At 40.4% G+C, this 21995-nt stretch carries 23 protein-coding genes; 14 read left to right on the plus strand and 9 right to left on the minus strand.

What is annotated here, in order from left to right; translation table 11 throughout:
* Nucleotides 1-383 precede the first annotated feature (383 nt).
* Nucleotides 384-941 (minus strand): D-glycero-beta-D-manno-heptose 1,7-bisphosphate 7-phosphatase, encoded by a 558-nt coding sequence (gmhB, locus tag ACJAT7_RS09280; protein ID WP_415226520.1) that lies wholly within the window; start codon nt 939-941, stop codon nt 384-386.
* An 85-nt stretch (nt 942-1026) separates the two neighbouring features.
* On the opposite strand from gmhB, the gene rcsF reads away from it, so the two are divergent.
* Nucleotides 1027-1410, plus strand: a complete 384-nt coding sequence (rcsF, locus tag ACJAT7_RS09285; protein ID WP_415226521.1) for an Rcs stress response system protein RcsF — start codon at nt 1027-1029, stop codon at nt 1408-1410.
* Nucleotides 1411-1415: 5 nt separating this feature from the next.
* Nucleotides 1416-2141, plus strand: a complete 726-nt coding sequence (gene tsaA, locus ACJAT7_RS09290) for a tRNA (N6-threonylcarbamoyladenosine(37)-N6)-methyltransferase TrmO (RefSeq protein WP_415226522.1) — start codon at nt 1416-1418, stop codon at nt 2139-2141.
* Here the strand turns inward: tsaA and ACJAT7_RS09295 are convergent.
* Nucleotides 2107-2676 (minus strand): rhomboid family intramembrane serine protease, encoded by a 570-nt coding sequence (locus ACJAT7_RS09295; protein ID WP_415226523.1) that lies wholly within the window; start codon nt 2674-2676, stop codon nt 2107-2109. The two genes, tsaA and ACJAT7_RS09295, sit on opposite strands and share 35 nt — an antisense overlap.
* A gap of 161 nt (nt 2677-2837) precedes the next feature.
* Between ACJAT7_RS09295 and ACJAT7_RS09300 the strand changes: the two genes are divergently transcribed.
* Entirely contained in the window at nt 2838-4559 is a 1722-nt protein-coding gene (locus ACJAT7_RS09300) for a proline--tRNA ligase (RefSeq protein ID WP_415226524.1), read from the plus strand.
* 70 nt (nt 4560-4629) lie between these two features.
* Here ACJAT7_RS09300 and ACJAT7_RS09305 read toward each other — a convergent pair whose 3' ends face one another.
* Nucleotides 4630-4854, minus strand: a complete 225-nt coding sequence (locus ACJAT7_RS09305) for a hypothetical protein (protein ID WP_415226525.1) — start codon at nt 4852-4854, stop codon at nt 4630-4632.
* A 93-nt stretch (nt 4855-4947) separates the two neighbouring features.
* On the opposite strand from ACJAT7_RS09305, the gene ACJAT7_RS09310 reads away from it, so the two are divergent.
* From ACJAT7_RS09310 to ACJAT7_RS09325, 4 genes are all read left to right on the plus strand, one after another.
* On the plus strand, nt 4948-6060 hold the full coding sequence (locus tag ACJAT7_RS09310) for an alpha/beta fold hydrolase (RefSeq protein WP_415226526.1): 1113 nt from the start codon (nt 4948-4950) through the stop codon (nt 6058-6060).
* Nucleotides 6048-6842 (plus strand): Cof-type HAD-IIB family hydrolase, encoded by a 795-nt coding sequence (locus ACJAT7_RS09315; protein ID WP_415226527.1) that lies wholly within the window; start codon nt 6048-6050, stop codon nt 6840-6842. Before ACJAT7_RS09310 ends, ACJAT7_RS09315 begins: the two co-directional genes overlap by 13 nt.
* 4 nt (nt 6843-6846) lie before the next feature.
* Complete coding sequence (locus ACJAT7_RS09320; protein WP_415226528.1) at nt 6847-7260, plus strand: hypothetical protein; 414 nt, start codon at nt 6847-6849, stop codon at nt 7258-7260.
* Between the two features lie 188 nt (nt 7261-7448).
* On the plus strand, nt 7449-8969 hold the full coding sequence (locus tag ACJAT7_RS09325; RefSeq protein ID WP_415226529.1) for a hypothetical protein: 1521 nt from the start codon (nt 7449-7451) through the stop codon (nt 8967-8969).
* A gap of 56 nt (nt 8970-9025) precedes the next feature.
* Here ACJAT7_RS09325 and dacB read toward each other — a convergent pair whose 3' ends face one another.
* Nucleotides 9026-10471, minus strand: a complete 1446-nt coding sequence (gene dacB / locus ACJAT7_RS09330; RefSeq protein WP_415226530.1) for a D-alanyl-D-alanine carboxypeptidase/D-alanyl-D-alanine-endopeptidase — start codon at nt 10469-10471, stop codon at nt 9026-9028.
* 134 nt (nt 10472-10605) lie between these two features.
* Here dacB and pyrB point away from each other — a divergent pair, with 134 nt between their 5' ends.
* The 3 genes from pyrB (at nt 10606) to rraA (ending at nt 12643) form a co-directional block, all read left to right on the plus strand.
* Nucleotides 10606-11541, plus strand: coding sequence for an aspartate carbamoyltransferase (gene pyrB / locus ACJAT7_RS09335; protein ID WP_415226545.1), 936 nt, complete (start codon nt 10606-10608; stop codon nt 11539-11541).
* A 6-nt stretch (nt 11542-11547) separates the two neighbouring features.
* Complete coding sequence (gene pyrI, locus ACJAT7_RS09340; RefSeq protein WP_415226531.1) at nt 11548-12006, plus strand: aspartate carbamoyltransferase regulatory subunit; 459 nt, start codon at nt 11548-11550, stop codon at nt 12004-12006.
* Between the two features lie 115 nt (nt 12007-12121).
* Nucleotides 12122-12643: a ribonuclease E activity regulator RraA gene (gene rraA, locus ACJAT7_RS09345; RefSeq protein WP_415226532.1), complete on the plus strand. Its 522-nt coding sequence runs from the start codon at nt 12122-12124 to the stop codon at nt 12641-12643.
* A gap of 81 nt (nt 12644-12724) precedes the next feature.
* On the opposite strand, the gene ACJAT7_RS09350 is transcribed toward rraA, so the two are convergent.
* Complete coding sequence (locus ACJAT7_RS09350) at nt 12725-12955, minus strand: cell division protein ZapB (RefSeq protein ID WP_415226533.1); 231 nt, start codon at nt 12953-12955, stop codon at nt 12725-12727.
* A gap of 171 nt (nt 12956-13126) precedes the next feature.
* On the opposite strand from ACJAT7_RS09350, the gene ACJAT7_RS09355 reads away from it, so the two are divergent.
* Complete coding sequence (locus ACJAT7_RS09355) at nt 13127-13351, plus strand: DUF1653 domain-containing protein (RefSeq protein ID WP_415226534.1); 225 nt, start codon at nt 13127-13129, stop codon at nt 13349-13351.
* 32 nt (nt 13352-13383) lie between these two features.
* On the opposite strand, the gene cysE is transcribed toward ACJAT7_RS09355, so the two are convergent.
* Nucleotides 13384-14163 (minus strand): serine O-acetyltransferase, encoded by a 780-nt coding sequence (gene cysE / locus ACJAT7_RS09360; RefSeq protein WP_415226535.1) that lies wholly within the window; start codon nt 14161-14163, stop codon nt 13384-13386.
* Complete coding sequence (locus tag ACJAT7_RS09365; protein ID WP_415226536.1) at nt 14163-15119, minus strand: cation diffusion facilitator family transporter; 957 nt, start codon at nt 15117-15119, stop codon at nt 14163-14165. The genes cysE and ACJAT7_RS09365 overlap by 1 nt, the downstream gene beginning before the upstream one ends.
* A gap of 567 nt (nt 15120-15686) precedes the next feature.
* Between ACJAT7_RS09365 and ACJAT7_RS09370 the strand changes: the two genes are divergently transcribed.
* The 3 genes from ACJAT7_RS09370 (at nt 15687) to ACJAT7_RS09380 (ending at nt 19133) form a co-directional block, all read left to right on the plus strand.
* Entirely contained in the window at nt 15687-16199 is a 513-nt protein-coding gene (locus tag ACJAT7_RS09370) for a sugar O-acetyltransferase (RefSeq protein WP_415226537.1), read from the plus strand.
* Between the two features lie 172 nt (nt 16200-16371).
* Entirely contained in the window at nt 16372-18084 is a 1713-nt protein-coding gene (locus ACJAT7_RS09375) for a TerB family tellurite resistance protein (RefSeq protein WP_415226538.1), read from the plus strand.
* 2 nt (nt 18085-18086) lie between these two features.
* Nucleotides 18087-19133: an SPFH domain-containing protein gene (locus tag ACJAT7_RS09380; RefSeq protein WP_415226539.1), complete on the plus strand. Its 1047-nt coding sequence runs from the start codon at nt 18087-18089 to the stop codon at nt 19131-19133.
* A gap of 106 nt (nt 19134-19239) precedes the next feature.
* Here ACJAT7_RS09380 and ACJAT7_RS09385 read toward each other — a convergent pair whose 3' ends face one another.
* Both ACJAT7_RS09385 and ACJAT7_RS09390 read right to left on the minus strand, forming a co-directional pair.
* Nucleotides 19240-20130 carry a pseudouridine synthase gene (locus tag ACJAT7_RS09385; RefSeq protein WP_415226540.1) on the minus strand — a complete coding sequence of 297 codons (891 nt, stop codon included), beginning with the start codon at nt 20128-20130 and terminating at the stop codon, nt 19240-19242.
* A gap of 211 nt (nt 20131-20341) precedes the next feature.
* Nucleotides 20342-21577 (minus strand): MFS transporter, encoded by a 1236-nt coding sequence (locus ACJAT7_RS09390; RefSeq protein ID WP_415226541.1) that lies wholly within the window; start codon nt 21575-21577, stop codon nt 20342-20344.
* Between the last annotated feature and the right edge of the window lie 418 nt (nt 21578-21995).

The following is a 21995-nucleotide window of genomic DNA, read 5'->3' on the forward strand; positions in this document are numbered from 1 at the left end:
ACCGATTTACCGCAAGCGGTTCATCTATCGGGAGAAGCTTTGCAAGCAAAGACTTCTTGAATGTCCACACAGATTGTTTGATTAAATTGTTAAAGAGCGGCCTTTCGGCGAGGTGCGTATATTACGCACCTTTCAAACGATGTAAAGGTTTTTATTGTATTTCTAATCAACGTTTAACGTTATCAGAAACCAACCTCTTTCGTTCTCATCCACCGGCGTTACCGCCTGTGTCTGTGGGGTCGCATTATAGAGACACAGCTCACATTGGCAAGTGTTTTTTTGCATAAAAACAGGTTATTTCTATAATTGTTTTTTATACCAGCTTACAAACAACTTACCCACATAAAAAACAGAGTTATCCACAAAGTAATGCTTTTATCTGACTATAGTTGTTCGACAAGACTCGTAAGATCATCAAAAACAGCAGTTGCTAATTTTTCCCCCTCCTCAGTAATAGGCTTACCTGTTTTAACCAAATAGTTACTCTGTACACCAGCCGCTATACCCGCCTGTATATCCGATACTTTATCGCCAACTAAAATAGAGTTAGTTACATCTATATTTAATTCTTCAATGGCACTGAGCAACATACCCGGTTTTGGTTTGCGGCAATCACAATCAAGTTTAAATTCACCAATTCCTTTTTCGTAATGATGAGGACAATAATAGATGCCGTCCAAATCAACACCGCGATCAGTGAATGACCAATCCATCCATTCTGTCAGGGTATGAAATTGTTGTTCAGTAAAATAACCACGTGCAATGCCGGACTGATTAGTAATAACTACTAATAGGTAACCTTTTTCTTTAAGTTTTTTACATGCATCGATTACACCTTCAATAAATTCAAAATCATCGACTTTTGAAACATAACCATTATCTACATTTATTACACCATCTCGATCAAGAAAAACGGCACGTTTTCCATTAGCTATTGTCATATTCTTTCCTTGTTTGTTTCAGGTCTTTTAAAAAATGTTATTATGCCACTCATCCCGATCCCCTACTATTGATAAAGAGTCTCTTATGTTGCGTGTCATTGTTATTTCCAGCTATATACTGTTATTGAGTGCTTGCAGTAACTTCCAATTTTCGTCGAACCTAGATAAAGATAATTTTAACGAATATTTTAAACCTTCACAGGTCACTGTCTATGAGAAGTCTCAACTTGCAGCGCTTGATTATACTTTTATCGGCACAGTGGAGGGAAGCAGCTGCCAGGAAAATGCAAATGATCGCCCTGCTGATATAAAACAGGCAAGAACCAATGCGCGTATCAATGCTGCCGGAAAAAATGCTAATGCTATTGTTTTTCAGTCCTGTTTAACTTTTGATCCTGATAAGGTCTGCATTTCAAATATCATCTGTTATGGACAAACTTTCCATGTCAGCCAGCCTGAAAAAGGGTAGTTATTTTGTTTGCTAATAGATCATTTAAAAGCATAGGCTTTATCCACTCCCCTTATAAAGAGAAGTTTGCTGTACCACGGCAAGCTGGTCTTGTCCCAAGTGCGAAAGCGGAACTTGAAATTTTGCCACCCTATAATGATATTAATGCTTTTTTAGGTTTGGAGGAATTTAGCCATTTATGGCTAGTATTTATTTTCCATAAGAATAACGAATCAATAAAAGAAGATAGCTGGAGTCCAATGGTTCGCCCACCTCGTCTTGGGGGTAACAAACGGATGGGTGTTTTTGCGACACGCTCACCAAACAGACCCAATCCCATTGGCTTATCTTTAGTTGAGTTTCACGGGATCAAACAGATCGAAGGGAAGCTGTTTTTACAGTTAAGTAATATTGATTTGGTTGATGGCACCCCCATTGTCGATATCAAACCTTATATTCCCTATGCGGATGCAAAACCACAGGCAGTAGCAGGCTTTGCCCAAGATAAGCCAGAGCCCCTGATGAAGGTTCAGTTTTCAGTGCTAGCTTTACAAATTCTCGAAGAGCTAAATTATAGTTACCCAGAATTACAGCAATTGATTATTGAGGTATTACAGCAAGATCCCCGCCCTGCTTATAAAAAAGGTAAAACCGACGCAAAGATTTATGCGGTGCATCTATCCGATTTCAATATATCCTGGGTTAATAAGGGTGAGATCACGACAGTACTGAATATCGAATCTCTCGTTTAGCAAGGTAATAACCGCTTAATGCGCCAACGATGGCCCCTAGCAGATGACTTTCAAAAGAGATGCCGGGGGTTGATGGCAGCACTCCGAAGACCAATCCGCCATAAAAACACAGTGTTATTAGCGAAATAATAATAGATAAAAATTGCCGACATACAAAACCATAAACCAGCAAATACCCCCATAGCGCGTAAATCACGCCGCTCATTCCAATATGAATGCTGTTACCTCGCGCAAATAACCACACCAGCAGTCCAGTTGTTACCACAAAAAAGACAAAAAGAAGAAAGAACCGTTTTACACTTTGTAAACCAATCAAAATAGCAAAGATAATAAAAGGGAGAAAGTTACTTAATAGATGTGCGAGATTCGCGTGCAAAAAGGGGGCAATGATAATCCCCGGCAAATGTTCGATTGATCGCGGGACGATTCCCCATTGATTGAGATTGATAGGCAGTAAACTGTTTAAGATTAAAATGCACCAGCAAATTAACATAATAGCCGTACTATATTTTGCAATTAGCAGGTAACGTTTCATTAAAAATCCTTCGAATTTGATGTTTACAGGGATAAAATAACTGAAAGCATGGAGAATACTCAATTATATTTTATAAATCGACTAACAAACCTTTGGAAGTGACAGCTCCGCTGCTAAAATCTCCCCTCATTTTATACTGATCTGATCAATTAAGGATTTCTATGCGTACCACCAACTATTTACTGTCAACCCAAAAAGAAGCACCCAGTGATGCCGTGATTGTCAGCCACCAGCTAATGTTACGTGCAGGCATGATCCGCAAGCTAGCATCAGGTTTATATACCTGGCTACCCACGGGGTTACGCGTATTGCGTAAAGTTGAAAATATTGTACGTGAAGAGATGGAACGAGCGGACGCCATTGAAATCTTAATGCCAGTTGTTCAACCGGCGGACCTTTGGGTTGAAACCGGACGCTGGGATCAATATGGCGGCGAACTATTACGCGTCAAAGATCGTCATACTCGTGATTTTGTTTTAGGCCCAACACATGAAGAAGTTGTAACCGAACTGGTCCGTAAAGAAGTGAGCAGTTACAAACAACTTCCATTAAACCTTTTTCAGATCCAGACCAAATTCCGCGATGAAACACGCCCGCGCTTCGGTGTGATGCGTGCTCGTGAATTTACCATGAAAGATGCTTACTCTTTCCATCTCGAGCAGGAGTGCCTAGAAAAAACATATCAGAAGATGTTTACTGCCTACTGCCGCATTTTTGAACGATTAGGTCTAGAATACCGTTCGGTAATTGCAGATACAGGCAGTATCGGCGGCAGCGCATCACATGAATTCCATGTAATTGCACAAAGTGGCGAAGATGCGATCGCATTCTCAACAGAAAGTGATTACGCGGCGAATATTGAAAAGGCAGAAGCACTCGCGCCTGCATTTGATCGCCCGGCAGCAAGCAAAGATGCAACTGTTGTTGAAACAACAAATGTACACACAATTGAAGAAGTATCTGCGTTCTTAAATGTTGAAGCGACACAAGTCGTGAAAACATTGTTGGTGGAAGGATGCTCTGAAGAGGGTCAGCAGGCACCGATTGTTGCGCTTGTAATACGAGGGGATCATAACCTTAATGAAATTAAAGCGGAGCATATTGAAGGTATCGCCAGCCCGCTGGTTTTTGCAAATGCCCAGCAGATTGAAGATACAGCACATTGTGATGCGGGTTCAATTGGTCCTAAAGGTTTAACGATTCGCGTGATAGTTGATCGTGCCGCTGAAAAACTAGCTGATTTTATCTGTGGCGCAAATCAAACGGGTCAACATCTAACTGGTGTTAACTGGGATCGTGATATCAGCGCTTATGAAGTTGCGGACTTACGTGATGTAGTGGAAGGCGATCCTAGTCCATGTGGCCAAGGTACGCTGGCGATTGCTCGCGGTATCGAAGTCGGTCATATATTCCAGCTTGGTGATACTTACAGTAAAGCGATGAATGCAGCAGTACTTAATCAACAGGGTAAAAACCAAATATTAACCATGGGCTGTTACGGCATTGGTATTTCTCGGATTGTTGCAGCGGCTATCGAACAAAACAATGATAAAAACGGCATCATCTGGAACGATACGCTTGCCCCCTTTACTGTGGTTATCGTACCCATGAATATGAAAAAGTCACATCGGGTCGCTGAACTTGCAGAAAAATACTACGCAGAGCTACAGCAGGCGGGTATTGAGGTCTTGTTTGACGATCGCAAGGAACGCCCGGGCATTATGTTTGCAGATGCAGAATTAATCGGTATTCCGCATACTTTAGTTATCGGTGATCGCAGCCTGGATAACGGGGTTATTGAATATAAAGATCGCGTATCCGGTGAGAAACAAGAAATTAAGATTGAAGAGGTGATCGATTTCATCAAAGCTAAACTTGCTTAACTCTTTTTAAACAAGTTTACACAATAAAAAGCCAGTATTTAATACTGGCTTTTTATTTTACATATACAATCTATTGAATATTGCGGTTACTGATCTGCAGCTCCAGCTTTTTTATATAGCTTTTTTGTGAGTCGATAATAAAACTGTTCTCTAGCTCTTTCCACTGCAGCGCTTGATTTTCTTGGCTCAGCTTATCTATCTCTGAGTGCTGGTAAATTGTTAAAATAATTAAGCCGCAGGCCAACACAGCAATAACTAAAACTGCATCAAGATGAATGGTAAATTTTTTCTTCATTAAAAATTATCCTTAAAGCATATAGATGCATGATACTTTAATTTCTCTCATATCTCATTAAAATAACGATCTTGAAAATTTTAGGTAAAAAAAATGAAAAAAAAGAAAAACATAATATACCGAGTTAATCTCTCAATATTGCTGCTTTTTTATTGCCTTATTTTTGAATCATTCACTTATGCGACTGAAAATATGCTTAAAAACAGTTTCCAACTCAATACTGAAAATGAACTCGATGACAACTTTAATCCCAAAATAAATGAGTTCTGGGAAAAAAATGCACAATCAAGTCGCTTATTGGGTGTTAATAATAAAGAGATTTATACCGTTAGTATTAAAACGGGCAGTCAAAAAGCCATTGTGATTAGCCAAGGGCGCAACGAAAGTATATTAAAATACAAAGAGGTAGCTTATGACTTAAATCAGCAAGGCTATGATCTGTACTTAATTGACCATCGCGGCCAAGGTTTTTCAGAGCGCTTAGGCACAGATCGATACCAAGGTCACGTCGAGCACTTCCAAGATTATGTCGATGATTTTAACCACTATGTATTATCACTTGATTTACAAAAAAACTACCAGCAAAGCTACCTGCTGTCACATTCAATGGGCGGCACAATCAGTGCCTTATACTTAGAGCAGTATCAACATCCCTTCGCAGCAAGCGTATTTTTCAGCCCGATGTTTTCTATCAATTTAGGCGGTATCCCCGAAAGTATCGCAAGCATAATAACTTACAGCAGCGCTGAAATATGCAGCTGGTTTAGTGATTCCGCCTGTTATATTTTCGGAGGCAGTAATTTTCAAAAAAAATCATTTCTAGATAATGACTTCACTTCAAGTAAAGTACGTTTTAATTCCTCATTTAATACCTTTGAGCAGCATCCTGAAACTCAACTTGGCTCACCGACCATGCGCTGGGTTGCAGAGAGTCTTAGTGCTGCAGAGCAGGCAAGGGAAAATGCGTCACAGATTACTATACCTGTATTGGTTATTCAGGCAGGCACCGACTCAGTGGTCACGGCAGACGGACAAAATGAATTTTATAAAAATATAAAAGGCTGTAAGGAGGCTCAATTTATTACTATTTCCGGTGCCAAGCATGAAATATTACTGGAAGCGGATAAGTACAGGATACCGGCATTAAGCGCAACGCTTAACTTTTTAAAGAAATCACAACAAGGCATACTGAGATGTACAAAATAGCCATATCAGATCTTGATGGTACACTACTGGGACCAGATCATAAGATCTCCCCGAAAACTACGGACACTGTTCAGCGCTGGGTTGAAAGCGGACATAAATTTGTTATCGCAACAGGCAGACATTATATCGAAGCTAAAAGTTTGCAGAAAGCACTCGATATTCCGATCTATTTAGTTACCTCAAACGGCGCACGGGTACACAATAGAGAGGGGGAAATCATTCATCAGCAAAACCTGGATATTGATATCGCGCAGGGAATTTGTGATACTCAATTTGATGATGCAGTGCAGATAAACCTCTTTACCGATCATAACTGGTATGCAAATTACTGCATAGCAGAGCTAGATGAGATGGGGTTAGATGCAGGATTTGATTGCGTCGCTGCGGACTTAAACGTACTTGATAAAAGCAATACCATTAAAATATTCTTTTGGGCCGAAGCGCGGCTCTTACAGCCGATTTATGAGCAGTTAAAATCGCGTTATGGTGAGCGAGTTAATCTTACTTTTTCACTGGAAAAATGTTTAGAAGTGATGCATGCCGGCACCAATAAAGGTGAGGCAGTTAAAGCAGTATTAAGAGATAAAGGACTAGAAACTGCTGACGCAATTGCATTTGGAGACGGCATGAATGACGTTGAGATGCTAAATGTAGTTGCCAAACCAGTTCTTATGGGTAATGCTCAGAAAGCCTTACGGCAAGCGTTACCTGATGCAGAATTTGCACTCTCTTCAAAAGAAGATGGTGTTGCAGTTTTCTTAGATAAATTATTAACGGAGTAACAACATGATTAAAAAATTAAATATAATTATCATTGCCATGGTAACAACACTCTTTTCTTTATCAGCAAGTGCAGATAACAACGTCGATATTAAAGCGGGTTTCGCCGCTGATATGGGCTTTGGCGTCAGCGCATTAATAAATAATAAGTTCAGCGTCATGCTGGGTAATGATGGTGTTGCTGCAGATTATATATTTAAACGAGGCAAATTCAACGCAGAGGTTCCTTTCACATGGTATATCGGTGCCGGAGCTTATAACGAGTGGGATAAAGGTTTTGGTGTGCGCGTGCCGTTAGGTTTAAACCTCCATTTCAGTCAAAACTGGAATGCCTACGCACAAGTCGCCCCCGATCTTGACTTTGATGATAACGCGCATTTTGGCGCTCAGCTTGGGGCTGGTCTTCGCTACAGTTTTTAATATACACATCGAGAAAAGGGCTTGTGCCCTTTTTATAGCACTTGGTTTATGCACCACCTTATCAGTTTATAGAATCAATCAGATAAATGAGCTTTAGATTAACGTCCATATAGTGAAATAAAAGAAACCGCTGTTATACTGCAAAGTAACTGTCTCAGCCTATCAATATTACTGAACTAAGGTTTTTTATGCGTCTATCTCACTGGTTATTAAGCGTCCCCCTTTTTTTTACTGCAGCTTGCAGCACCACTCCCCCAGCTCCTGCAGAAAAAAAAGCAGAGCCGGTTATTATTAAACAAGATTTTTCAAAAATATTAGAAAGCAATTTCAGAGGACAGCTTAGTTTAGGTGATGGCGAAGCTTACTTTAAAATATGTGGAACAGATCAAGAATTCGCGGTGGATGCTAAGGCTGCACTGCGTAATATTTATGAGCAAATCACATCAACCAAGCTTATCCCCGTTTATATCGAGTTTTCTGGTGAAATAGTATTCCCAACTCCTACAGATAAAAAGCATGATGCGCTAATGCGTATTGATAGAATCCATCATATGGCACTCGCCAAAACATCCCTGCAGTGTGAGAAACTAGTCAATACCTTCCAGTTTAAAGCGAGAGGTGATGAACCTTATTGGCGATTGAATATTACCGATCAAAAACTTTTTTTTGCAACTAAAGCACGCAATCAAGTTTACCAGGTAAATGACGCTAACTTTCAAACGACACAAATCAACCATGTTAAAAGCACCAATAAAGAGGGGCAGCGCCTTAACGTAATGATTCAGCCTGGTCATTGCTACGATCTGAAGAATAAAGAGTACTGGGGATATACCGCAAAAGTAGACTCTGTTTGGGGAGAATTCACAGGCTGCGGCGAACCTGGATGGCCTATTATCGAACACACCTATTCTGGTTATTACCTGCATAATAGCCCGTCAAAAACAGAAAACTTAACACTTAATGAAAACTATACAGTTGAATATAAAGAAAAAACAGGTGATAAAACAACCCTCAAAACGGGTTTCTGGAAAAGTAATTCGCCCGATAGAGTTGTTGTTATGCTGACCAAGCAAGAAGGTAAAACGATTCGTGAAGAGCTTGTTTTCGATAGCCTAGGCCTAATGCTGAACGCCCGTAGTATTAATAAAAACAACATTGTGACTCACTTTGAGGCTGCTGGTTTGCCCTTTAATAAAATGAACGCTAAAGAGACCGCCATCACCATAGACCGTATCGATCGTGAGTTTGCTGCGCAAAATATTAGTCCGGATGCAGAAGTTGACCTGGAAGTACAAAAAGCGGTTAACCAGTACTTTCAAATTCACCGTACAGATCCGAGAGATACTCAATTTAATTCAGTAAAATATGATCTCAATGGAGACGGTGTAAAAGATGCACTGGTACTGCTTGACTGGTGCTCTCAAAACGGCTGTGAGATGCTTGTTTTTGAGGGGACGGAGAATGGTTACCGCTTCTCAAGTCGCGTCTCACGTGTAAACGCCCCCATAATAGTTGCACAAACTCAGCATTATTTATGGCAAAGCCTACTTATAGAAAAAAACGGGCAATGGTTCAAACTCGACTTTGATGGTATCAGTTACCCAATTCATAGCCGTGATCTAAAAGAGGTGAACAAAGAGGATGAGGCAACGCCGGTCGTTTTATTTAGTCAGGGCATACCTGAAAAATGGTTTCCGATTAAAAGCTAAATTACGTTATCAAAACCAGATATCACAAGGGCCTAGCCCCTTGTGATTTTCATCTCCTAATGTGATTTCATCACAGCGTCAAAAAAGGCTTGCTGAAAATAATATTTAGATACTTTCTTATCCTTTTCCGACTCAAGCTCTAACGTCATTTCCGGTAAATTATATCCATTTAATATCAGCACAAAAAGCCGGTCTCCCAGCTTACTCTTAACAACACCTAGTAGATTGGCAACCCCTTTCATTGAGCCTGTTTTTGCAATCACTTTACCCTTTAATAGATCGCCTTTTACACCTTGATGATATTTAAGCGTGCCATCTATTCCCGCCACGGAAAAGGTCGATAATAACTTTAAGCGATGATCATTGTGGTAAATATAATTTAACACTGACATAAATAACTCAGAACTCATTAAATTATGGCGAGATAATCCTGATCCATCCGCTAAATAGGCATTTTCAAGATCGATACCCTGCTCTTTTAATATTAATTTAAGCGCTTGCCCACCATTACGAAAGTTACCCGCGCGTTTAAAGTAAGTCGCACCTAATGTTTTAAATAAACTGTCTGCAATTAAATTATCCGACTCTTTCATCATTATCTGTAGCAATTCATCCAATAATGGCGACTGATGGTTTACTAAAACATCTTCAAAGCCGGCAGTTTCATTGCTGATGTCCAGTTTGATTTCACCCTTTAATGTGATCCCTACCTTTTCCAATTCAGATGCAATTATTTGCCGTGCATAGGCAAAGGGATCATTCACCGCAAAGGCTAAAGCAAATGGGCGATCCCGTGGCACCATGCAGCCCCATAAATAGTATTGGTTATGACTGCGACGTGTTAATTCAAGTTCACAGAACTGTGCAGCGCGCTGCTCCTTAGTGACCACTGAAACATCACTACTAATTTCCACCGGTTCATAGCTGGGAATAAACAGGGTGGCTTTTTTTGCATCGGGATGATTTAAACTTAAGTTACCTAACACGCAGTTTTTGTTCACAATAATGGCATTAGCGGGCGCTGTATAACAGACACCTAAATCATTCCAAGCCTGACCATTACTCCATTGGTAGCCGTCAAAGCGCGACTGATTAATCAGCAAATCACCGGAGATTTGCTTTATACCCAAGCGCTTGATAGATCTAAGCATCTCTTTAATATCACTGCGCAGTAAAGTTGGATCGCCAACAAAGCGAAATCTCAGATCGCCTTGATAGTTATTGTTTTTTATCTTCGTTTTTTGCCCTTCGAGGGTTGTCTGATAACGAAATTCCTCACCTAGATATAATTTTGAGGCAGTCGCGGTTAATAATTTCTGAATACTCGCGGGGGTGCGAAAAATAGCCTGCTGATATTGTGTGATGACTTGATCTGTTGCAGGATCAACCACCATATAGGAGACCTGTGTCCCTTTAGGTAATAAAGGAGTTAACCCCCACTCGGCTGCCAACAGGTGAAGAGGCAATATGAAAAAAACAAAAAAAGAGAAGTGCTTAAGCATAAATATCGAATCCCAAAAAAGAGAGATCACATCATAGCGTCAATCTATAACGAAAACAGTTAAAGATGCAGAATTGATCCAAGAGCAGTGGTATAATTTTTCCTATGTCACAGCTTAACTATGAGTCTGAAACGATGAATAACCCGCTATATCAAAAGAATATTATCTCCATCGCCGACCTTTCGCGCAGCGATCTTGAACTTATATTGCAAACCGCCTACTCATTAAAACAAAATCAGCAACCTGAACTGTTAAGAAACAAGGTAATTGCCAGCTGTTTTTTTGAAGCGTCTACACGTACCCGCCTTTCATTTGAAACAGCAGTACAACGCTTGGGTGGCAGTGTTATCGGTTTTGACAGCGCAGGCAATACATCATTGGCACAAAAAGGGGAAACGCTCGCAGATTCAGTGAAAGTGATCTCCTCTTATGCAGATGCATTTTTTATGCGCCACCCGCAAGAGGGTGCGGCGCGTTTAGCATCTGAATTTGCAAACATTCCCGTTATTAACGGCGGTGACGGATCAAATCAACACCCGACACAAACATTATTAGATCTGTTTACTATTTACGAAACGCAAGCCACGCTTGATAACCTTAATATTGCATTTGTTGGTGATCTAAAATATGGCAGAACCGTGCACTCTCTCGCACAAGCTTTATCACTGTTTAACTGTAACTTCTATTTTATTTCTCCCGACGCATTAGCTATGCCTGATTACATACTTGAAGAGCTAAACGATAAAGGGATCAGCTACTCAGTGCATAAAAGCATAGAAGAAGTGGTGGAGTCACTTGATGTACTCTATATGACTCGCGTCCAGAAAGAGCGTTTTGATGAAACAGAATACCAGCATATGAAATCCGCATTTTTGTTAAATGCAGGCATGCTGGAAAATGTCCGTGATAACTTGAAAGTGTTACACCCATTGCCACGCATTGATGAAATTGATAAAGATGTAGATGACACGCCATATGCTTACTACTTTGAGCAAGCTCAAAACGGTGTTTATGCCAGACAGGCGATACTTGCCTTACTGTTAACAAACCAATTTCAACTACAAGGTTAATAGCAAATGACGCAAAGAAAATTACAAGTTGAAGCCATTCAGCATGGCTCAGTGATTGATCACATCCCCGCCCACCAAGGCGTGAAAATTTTAAGCTTTTTTAAATTAACGCAAACCAATGAAAAAATAACCATTGGCCTAAATTTGCCGACAAAAAGCGGTATTACTAAAGATCTAATTAAAGTTGAAAATACATTTATTAGTGATGATCAAGCCAACCAACTTGCCCTATTTGCACCGAATGCCACTATCAATCAGATAAAAGATTTTAAAGTAGTAAACAAATTTCAAGTGCAGCTTCCAGGCTCTTTTCTTGGCGTATTATCTTGCCCAAATAGCAACTGCATAAGCCATAACGAACCCGTTAAGACGCAATTTTATGTCAATAACAACTTGGAACTTAAACTCAAATGTCACTACTGTGAGAAATCATTCAATCGCAGCTTCTTTCACGAGCTAGATTAAGGATATTTAACCCCTAAAAATTTAAAGCGTGCTTTTTGTTATAAAAACAACATTGTAAATGAACACGTTACGTTTATACTTATTATTACTTTTCTAATCATAGGCGATCCTAAGCATGCAATATAATACTTCTATTCTTTGTGATATTTATGCAGACACCATTGATGTTGTTGAACCCCTTTTAACCAATTTTGGTGGCCGAAGTTCATTTGCTGGTGAAGTTGTCACCATTAAATGCTTTGAATCGGTCGGGTTGATTTATAAAACACTTGCTGAAAATGGAGCGGGTAAAGTATTGCTAGTTGATGGCGGAGGATCATTACGCCGCGCATTAGTTAATGCCGATATTGCCGAGCTTGCAGTTGAAAATTGCTGGGAGGGTATTGTGGTAAATGGTTGTATACGTGAAGTTGAGGCTCTTGATGAGCTAGATATTGGTATTCAAGCTATCACAGCAATCCCCGTCGGTGGTGCTGATAATGAGATTGGAGAAATTAATGTCCCGGTTAACTTTGCCGGCGTTACTTTCTTACCCGAAGATATTCTTTATGCGGATAGCACTGGTATAATCATTTCACCAGAGCCTTTAGATATTGACGAGCCGGATCTGGAGCTAGACGAAGACGAAATAGAATAAGCTATTATTGGATCTAAAAAGCCCAATTTATTGGGCTTTTAGTGACAACACAATGATTAGCGTGGTTAGATAACACTGCAATTATGCAGTCTCTTCGGCTTCTTCTATTTTACCAAGTAACGCACTCAAACGAGACTGCCATTGCTGGTGTTCTTCAGATAGTCTGATATTTTCAGTTTGTAACTGTCCGTTTTTTTCTGCATACACCTGTTTATCTTCTTTCAGTTCTTCGACTTCCATTTGCAACAACGCAATTGTATCAACTGCATTTTGAATTTTGCTTTCTAATTTTTCCAATAGCTCTAATGTCATCAACCCGCCCCTTAAAATATTGCATTCTGTTCGATCAACTGAGAATAAGCATTCCCGCTTGCTTATTCAACCTTTGTTTTTAATTTAAGGAATATATTCAGGGATTTCCGTTATATCTTAGCAATCGTGTTATTCTATTCCCACTTTTTTATAAAAATGAAACAAGAGATAATGCAGCATAAAATAAAAGCGGGAAAGTACCGTCATTATAAAGGTAATTTATATCAGGTTGAAGGCCTGGCCAAACACAGCGAAACAGAAGAGATGATGGTAGTTTACCGCCCGCTCTATGGTGAACAAGCATTATGGGTGAGACCCTTAACTATGTTCATCGAGGATGTAGAAGTTGATGGTAGCATGCAACCACGCTTTGCTTTTACCGACAAAGCTGAATAATGGTAATTAGCTTTACTACCAAAAATTCAGCATTAAAGATCTTGATCCATGGAAAGTGATGGCATCTCACAAGAGGGTCTGCCAACAATTTTAGCGGGTACGCCAGCGACAGTGGTATGAGCGGGAACCGCCTCTAATACAACACTACCAGCCCCAATTTTTGCGCCAATACCAATCTCAATATTACCCAGTACCTTAGCCCCGGCGCCGATCATCACACCTTGGCGGATTTTAGGATGGCGATCACCACAAATTTTACCGGTTCCACCTAATGTAACCCCTTGCAATATTGAAACATTGTCCTCAATAACCGCGGTTTCCCCCACCACCACGCCCGTTGCATGGTCAAACATAATACCTTTCCCTATCGTCGCGGCAGGATGAACATCAACTGAAAACAACTCCGAGCCGCGATTTTGCAGGTACAAGGCCAGTGGGATCCGTTTTTGCTTCCACAACCAGTTTGCAACACGATGCACTTGAATAGCATGGAACCCTTTTAAGTATAAAATAGGAGTCGAGTAATCTTCAACAGCAGGATCTCGCTCTTGAACTGCGATAATATCTGCCATTGCTGAATTAACAATTTCAGGATCTTTAGTAAAAGCTTCTTCAATCACCTCGCGCACCAAAATAGCCGGCATAGTGTGACTGTCTAAACGGCTTGCCAGCTGGTAACTCAGGGCTGACTTTAAGCTATGGTGGTTTAAGATTGTCGAATAGAAAAAGCTGGCTAAAATAGGTTCACTGGCAGAATAACGCCATGCCTCACCTCTGATTTTTTTCCATAACTCGTCTTGAACCGCTTTCATTATAAAGTGTCCTTAATGTCATTATTGATCTCAGTTTCAAATGTTAATTTGTTATTTTCTTTTTCTAACGGCACCATAGAAAGGGGATCAAGATGAATCAAAATATCCGCATGAGGAAAAATCTTATCCAACTCCAGCTCCAGTCTATCGGCTTTATCATGTGCGTCGTACAAACTCTGGCAATCATCGAGCTCTAAATGCAGCTGAATAAATTTGGTGTTACCTGACTGGCGAGTACGTAAATCATGAACGCCATGCACACCTTCAATATGGTAAGCCATTTTTACGATTTTCTCTTCGTCTGATTTAGGCAGCTGTTTATCCATTAGCGAATCAATTGACTGCATCCCAATTTCCCATGCGCCATGTAAAATATACAAACTAACAGCAATAGCAAAGACTCCGTCAGCCCAGGACCAGCCTAATCCCGCTAAAATGAGAGCCAATAATACCGCACCATTTAATGCCACATCGGTGCGATAATGCAGCGAATCGGCTTTAATTGCCATACTACCCGTTTTTTTAACGATATAAGTTTGATACGAAACCAAGGCAAGAGTAACCAGTACAGAAAAAATCATCACACCAATCCCCACATTGGAGGCGATGATTTGATGACCATTGACCAGAGCCGAAATACTGTTAAACATTAAAAAGACAGCAGAGCCCGAAATAAAGGCGGCTTGGGCGAGGCCTGCCAGACTTTCTGCTTTGCCATGACCAAAACGGTGTTCATCATCAGCAGGTTGCAATGCAATTTTTATTGCCCAAAGGTTAATTATTGAAGTAGTAACATCCATTAACGAATCGGTTAAAGCAGCTAAAACACTTGAGGATCCGGTCACAATCCAGGCGATTAACTTGACAATAATTAATAGAGAAGCTGCGACAACAGCAGCACGTCCGGCACGATTAACTAAAAGTCCATACTCTTCTTTTGTAATATTTTTTTCCAAAAAAACACCTTTAATAAATCAATATGATGGAGTGTTATTATAACGAGTTTACCCATTTAAACCAGATGCAATTATTGACGACTTGATAGCTGCAAAGAACAATCTGAGATTCAGGCGCTATGCAAATAAGCATAAATAATTATACAAAAATCTCAAAACAGTGTTTAATAAGCACATTAACAAAATGAGCATGACACTTATACCCAAACTACTTCAATATGCAGGAATCAGCAAGTCGATAAATGATGAGATTCTAGGCAGAAGGTTGATTATCTAGTCATCCTAAATCAAAACCTGCTAACAACGAAGATTATCGTTTATCGCCTTGCCCGAAGGGAGTTTCACCCGAAAGCTAGCATTGCGTTATAACACTTGAAAAGGGAATAACCATTCAAGATGTTAAATGCTTGCATTTAACATCTACCGATAGAGGATTAACGCAGTTAATCGCTCGAAAGGTCAGCATGTTATGCCTTGTTCTAGCATCCGGGTGAAGCTCTGAATCTGTATCTTGAAGTAGTTTGGGTATATACATCGCAGTTTGAATATTCAGATCTTGAGCTGCAAATGCCAGCTAAGCAACTCTGCTGGGAATTTAATCAAGCCCAACCCAATGATACCGCTAAAAAGGGAGAAATATTATCTAAGCTGTTTGGAACCTATAATAAAATGGTTTTTGTGGAACCGACATTTCATTGTGACTACGGCTTCAATATCCACTTTCACGGCATGGCAATCGTTAACTACAACTGCGTCATTCTCGATACTTCACCGGTAAATATCGGCGCGGGTGTATGTATCGCTCCGGGGGTTTGTATTAGTTGTGCTGGCCATGCGATCGATCCGCAAGAACGAATAAACGGCATAACAACATCGGCCCCCATCACCATTGAAAATGAAGTGTGGATTGGCGCTAATGCAACTGTTTGTGCGGGAGTAACCATTGGTAAGGGGAGCATTATAGGTGCCGGCAGTGTTGTAACTAAAGATATTCCAGCGGGTGTTATTGCTGTTGGAAGCCCTTGTAAAGCGGTTAGGAAAATTACTGACAAAGATCGTATTGATTTCAAGAAAAAATGAGATGGGTATATCCCATAACAAATGGTTAATCATTTTCACTTATGAAGTGAATAATGACTAACAGCATGAATAATGTGATTGCGGCTATAAAATCAAAGCCTGTTTTAAGTAGGATATCTGATATCTGATATAACTAAACTTTATCTCCATGATCTCAAGGTTTAGCATACTCATGTCCACATTATTCATTATCATTATTGTGCTTAGTAGCGTGCTGGCCGGATTATTTGAAGGGCATAGATACAAACAACGCCGTATCAAACATACCATTGTGCGTGGACTGCAAAAACAGAATACACAAAAACAACAGATTCAGCATAATAAGATAAAACAACGCGATAAAAATTTTTCAGAAGTAGTTATTAAAAGCCGGGTAGAACAAGCGTTTTTTATTATCAAACAGGCCTATTCATCTCATGATACTCGCCCTGCAACCGCATTTATTAGCGATGGTCTGGCAGAGTCAATGCAAATCCTATTTCAGATTCAAAAGCAAAGGCAACAGCAACGAAAAATTGAAAATCTTAATTTAAATGGCTGCGAGTTGGTCGGAATGGAAGCCGATAAACACTATGAAACTCTGCACTTTAAACTCGACTCAAGTGGCCGTTATCCAATCCTTGATAAAAGGTCAGGCAGCAATAAAATTTCTGCTAACACAGCACTTACCCTGCGCACTGAGTATTGGACTTTTGTGCGTTTACCCGGAACACAAACCCGCAGCACACCAGGTTTAATTGAAGGCTACTGCCCCAATTGCGGGAATAGATTAAACCTCAGTCAATTTTCATTGTGTGAATCTTGTGGCTCGTTAGTAGGCTCGGGTGAATACGATTGGATATTGGCTAAAATAACCAGTGAAAAGCAATGGCGCTTTCAAAATGCTAAACGACAAATAGCAGGGGTGTCGGATTACCAGGTAGTGGATCCCGCTTTTAATATTCCACTGATTGAAGATAGAGTGAGTTCGATTTTTTGGCGCCTGCAAAAAGCTTGGTTAACACAAAAAGTAGACCCTATTTTATCCGTCGCACATCCTGATTTTATTGCTAATTTTCCACAGCAATATCTTAAAAAATTCTGTTTTGATAATATCCAATTAGGGCTATGTGAAGTCAGTCATGTCGAGTTTGGTGAACGTTTTGACAAGGTTTACCTGCTACTGAAATGGCAAGCAAATAAAGTAGATTTAAACAGTAACCACATTAGTGATAACGGATTTTATGCTCACCACATAACCCTTATTCGTAAAACAGGCTTAACCAGTGATCTCAAAAAAGGTTTACATTCTTTACATTGTTCTGGCTGTGGCGCACCACAAAGTGAAAACTACCAAGACTGCTGTGAATACTGTGGTAACCGCTTGAATTCAGGCGAGCAAGACTGGGTTTTAGAAGAGTTTGCACCACATCTTGAACATATCATCAGGATTAAAGGGCATGAGTTTGCCGTAGGTAACAAACCCAACAAAAAAGCGGATCGTATTTTTGATCCCGTATCGCTACTTTCTTGTTTGGTTTTAGTATTATTTGCCGATGGCAAAGTAGATGCCGCAGAGCAGAAATACCTTGATGAATTTGTAAAAAATCGCCGTATTCCGCAAAAGGTGCTCGACGATATTATTAAAGCTGCACAAGCAGGAGAGTTAGATATGCTCTCTCCCGATGAAACCTTAGATGCCTCTGACTGGTTAGATAAACTGATTGAAATGTGTTTAGCCGATGGTCAAGTTTGTGCACAAGAGCAAAAACTACTACTCGCTTTTGGTGCCAAATTTAATATTTTAGCCATTGATATTAACCTGCGCATTAAACGGATTCGCCAAAAAATGTATTTAAAAAACAAACAGATTTTAAAAATCCAAAATTCGAATCATAAGGAATAGATATGAATATTATCGATCGCGTCAAATACGATGGCCCCAGTGATATCTTTGCATGGCGTTGGCCCCATGACAGCTTGGTTTGGGGAACACAGGTCATTGTTAACCAAGCACAGGAAGCACTCTTTTTTAAAAATGGTCAAGCCTTAGACCTATTAGGCCCAGGTCGCCACACCTTAAAAACAGCTAATATTCCATTACTTGAGCATGTCGTTAATCTACCTTTTGATAACCTGTCTCCTTTTACAGCGGAGATCTACTACGTTAATAAAGCGGTCAATATGGATATGAAATGGGGGACGCGAGAGCCTATTCCAATTTTAGAACCCGCATATAATGTTTTTGTACCCGTGCGCGCCTTTGGACAGTTTGCAATTAAAATAAAAGACTCGAAAAAGTTTGTGACTAGCTTAGTAGGGACAGTACAAGAGTTTAATCAACAGCAAGTACTGGATTATTTCCGTGGTCACTTGATGACCCGTATTAAGGATTATATTTCTGAAAAAGTGATAAAAGATAAGATTTCCCTGCTGCAAATCAGTGCTTATCTTAATGAATTTTCAGCGGCACTTGAGCATGATATCAAAGATGAATTTGAACGCTTTGGCATTGAAATCGTAAATTTTTATTTAAGCTCGATTAATATTCCACAAGACGATACAAGTGTCATTCAACTCAAAGAGATGCTTGCTAAAAAAGCCGAATTTGATCTGTATGGTCAAGACTATGACAAAGTTAAAATGTTTGATGTGGCAGAAAAAGCCGCGGCTAATGAGGGGCAGGGTGTTGCAGGAGCCGGTGTTGGTATGGGCGTTGGTATGGGGATCGGCCAACAGATGAGTAATATGAGTTCAGGTTTAATGGAGAGGCAAGCAAATAATAAAGCTGCATTACCAGCTTGTATCAGCTGTGCACAACCTTTACCTGCAAACGCCAAGTTCTGCCCTGATTGTGGCACAGAGCAAAAACCTGTGGCAAAATTCTGTTCAGAGTGCGGCACAGAAAAATCAGTCGATGCAAAATTCTGCTCAAGCTGTGGTTTTAAACAATAAGGTTAAATTAGGTTTTAATTGGAGTTGTTACAATACAGTTGTCAGATGGCGGTCTTTATGAGATTCAATCTGATAACTTTTTCAGTCCGCCGCGGGTTGTTTTACCTCATTTCAGCGATAAATTATTCTCACAACTAAAGTGCCTTGGTTGCTGAGTCACAGGATCAATAAATTGAAGCTCTTTTGCCAGTAACTGTAATGGTGTTGAATAGTTATCCGCAGAGAGCGGTTGTAGTTGCGGATAGTATTTGTCATTGAGTATGGGCCAGCCCAGTGCCTGCATGTGTACACGCAATTGATGGGTTTTACCTGTAACGGGGTTTAATTCAAATAACGCCCTCCCAGCAGATTGTTGCAAGCAGCGAATCATAGAGTGGCTATTGGCATCTCCCTCGGCCACCCGCATGCGAAACCGTGGTTCCGATTGCACAATACGATTTTTCACTTCCCACTCCTGACCTACAAGGTTTTCACGGTCGCTAATTTTGGCAATTGCCTGGTAAGTTTTATCTATTTTTCGTGTTTCAAATAAATGATGGTAATGATGACGGGTATCTGGGTTAACAGAGAAAATGACCAAACCGGCTGTCACTCTATCCAAGCGGTGCAACGCTTGTAAGCCTTCAATGCCGGTGCGACGTCGTAAGCGATTTTGCAGACATTCATTTACGTAAATGCCAGCGGGCATGACGGCCAGGAAGTGGGGTTTATAGGCCACTAAAATATGCTGATCCTGAAATATAATCGTTTCCTTAAAGGGGATGCTGGGCTCACTTTCAACTTCCCTGTAATAGTAGATCCGTTGCTGCGCTTTAAAAAGCGATTGCGCTGTTATCAGTGAGCCGTCGTGGCAGTGTACCTTGCCATCATTGATGCGCTGTCGCCAAATCTGGGCATCAATATAGGGAAATTTAATGATCAGATATTCCAGTACTGTGGCAACGCCGGGGTTGGTCTGCGGTAAACTCAGCTTTGAGGGGTGGTCGGAAATTATCATTTAGTGAACCAAATTTGTGACTATATCATGTTCTTAATGGCGCCAGGCTGAGGGGTATCCATTAAAGCTCTATGGATCCCTTTTTTGCAAAGATAAACAAGATACGGGTCTATTGAGAATGTTATCAATGTTTGGAAAAGTGAACATCAATTTGTAATTTTCTGGCGCGCTTTGGCCGTTAGCGAGTTATCTCTATTGGTTGAAGAGATAATCAAATTTCCAGCGACTTCTTGTTAGAGTATGAAAAGAAAGCAAAAAACATTGCCAATAATACGTAGATGGCGAGCCAGAAGAAAAGCTGAGGGCCGGTTATCCCATTATCAATGAGGTAACCAAATAGGATTGGAGAGATCGAGGTAGATATCACAGCAAGAGATGCCATCAGTGCGCGTATTCTTCCAATATGCTTAGTGCCATACACTTCAGCCCAAAGCGCATTAATGATTGGGCTGCCGGAGCCAATGGCGGTGCCGAGTGAAATAAGTAGGACATAAGCAACCCAGTTGCCTTTTAGTAGCGATGCCAACAGCAAAGCCATGAGCATTGGGATCAGATAATATTTTAACAGTTGTCTCCCGCTGAACCTGTCAACCAATGCGCCCGCATACATTGATGAAAGCCAATGGGAAATCCCGTAAAAAACGAAGCAATTGGCAAAAAGCATGGGTGTCCAGCCCATCTGTGGTAGAAAAAATCCCTGGTGAATAAAGATGCCTGTCACGATGAAGGGGGAGGCAAGGACGGTTGGTAGTGCCAGCCAAAAACGAAAATCAGCAAGGAGCGTTCTTCTGGAGCCATCCTCAATAAGTGGTATAGAAGCTTCATTATCTACACTTGGGTCATGTTCGGCATATTTTTTATCTTTCCCAAGTTTAATAAGAAAAAGTGCCAGAGGAAGATAGAGTAAGGGGACTGATAGTGCGATCACCAGCCAGCTTTGTTGCCACCCGAAGTGTGCAATAAGAAATACTGCTATGGAAGGCAGTATGATTTCACCTAAGGGAACGCCCGTGGTTGTCACACTCAGACCTTTCCCTCGATTCAAAGAAAACTTTTTCATGATTGTGGTTATGGCGGTGTGTGGAAAAAGTCCCTGACCAAAAAAACGCAGAAGAAAAAGCCCGATAACAAGTGTTGTTAGATTATTGGTCTGCCAGAGAGTGAGCGCCGCCAGAGAAAGTCCAATGGTGCAGAATAGGATAAACTTTTCTAACGAGACCTTATCAATACTCCCACCAATCCACATCAGAAGCAGGCCACTTGCAAGTGTTGCCATAGAGTAGGCGGTTCCATAGCTTGTAGCTGATAGACCCAGACTTTCTTGAAAGCTGTTTCCGAACCAGCTGATGAAAAAGGACTGACCGAAATTTCCCATGAAAACTGTCATCATTCCAAAAACGAGAATTGGCCAGCTGTGCCTTATAAAACGGAAATATTCTTGAATCATTTATTATATGAGCTCTCTCGGAAACGGACAGAATTGACCTTTTTGGCTGGTTTGTCAACAGCAGAAGGTAAATGCGAATGATTATGATACGAAGCTTTTTATGGTCAAAACCCCTTTATAAAAAACAAATTTTTGACCTGTTATTTTAAATATTGGCATATAATTAAATGAACAGATCTATTCTCCAAGGGTGAACTGTGGCAACTTCAGTAACGCTGTGGTCTGGATATGTAGAAAAACATTGAGTTTTTTAGCATCTAAAACAGGTACAGCTGAAGCATTTTATATTAGAGAAATAATTGAATCTGCGTTACCTAAGATTGCAGAACGTTACTTGAAGGGTGAACAATCTGAAGTGTTGTAAAAGATTTAAAGAAAATAGGAAGCGTTATGCTATCCGAATTTTACGCATTTTCGA

Origin of the sequence: Psychromonas sp. (assembly GCF_047632995.1) — a bacterium.
Taxonomy (GTDB): domain Bacteria; phylum Pseudomonadota; class Gammaproteobacteria; order Enterobacterales; family Psychromonadaceae; genus Psychromonas.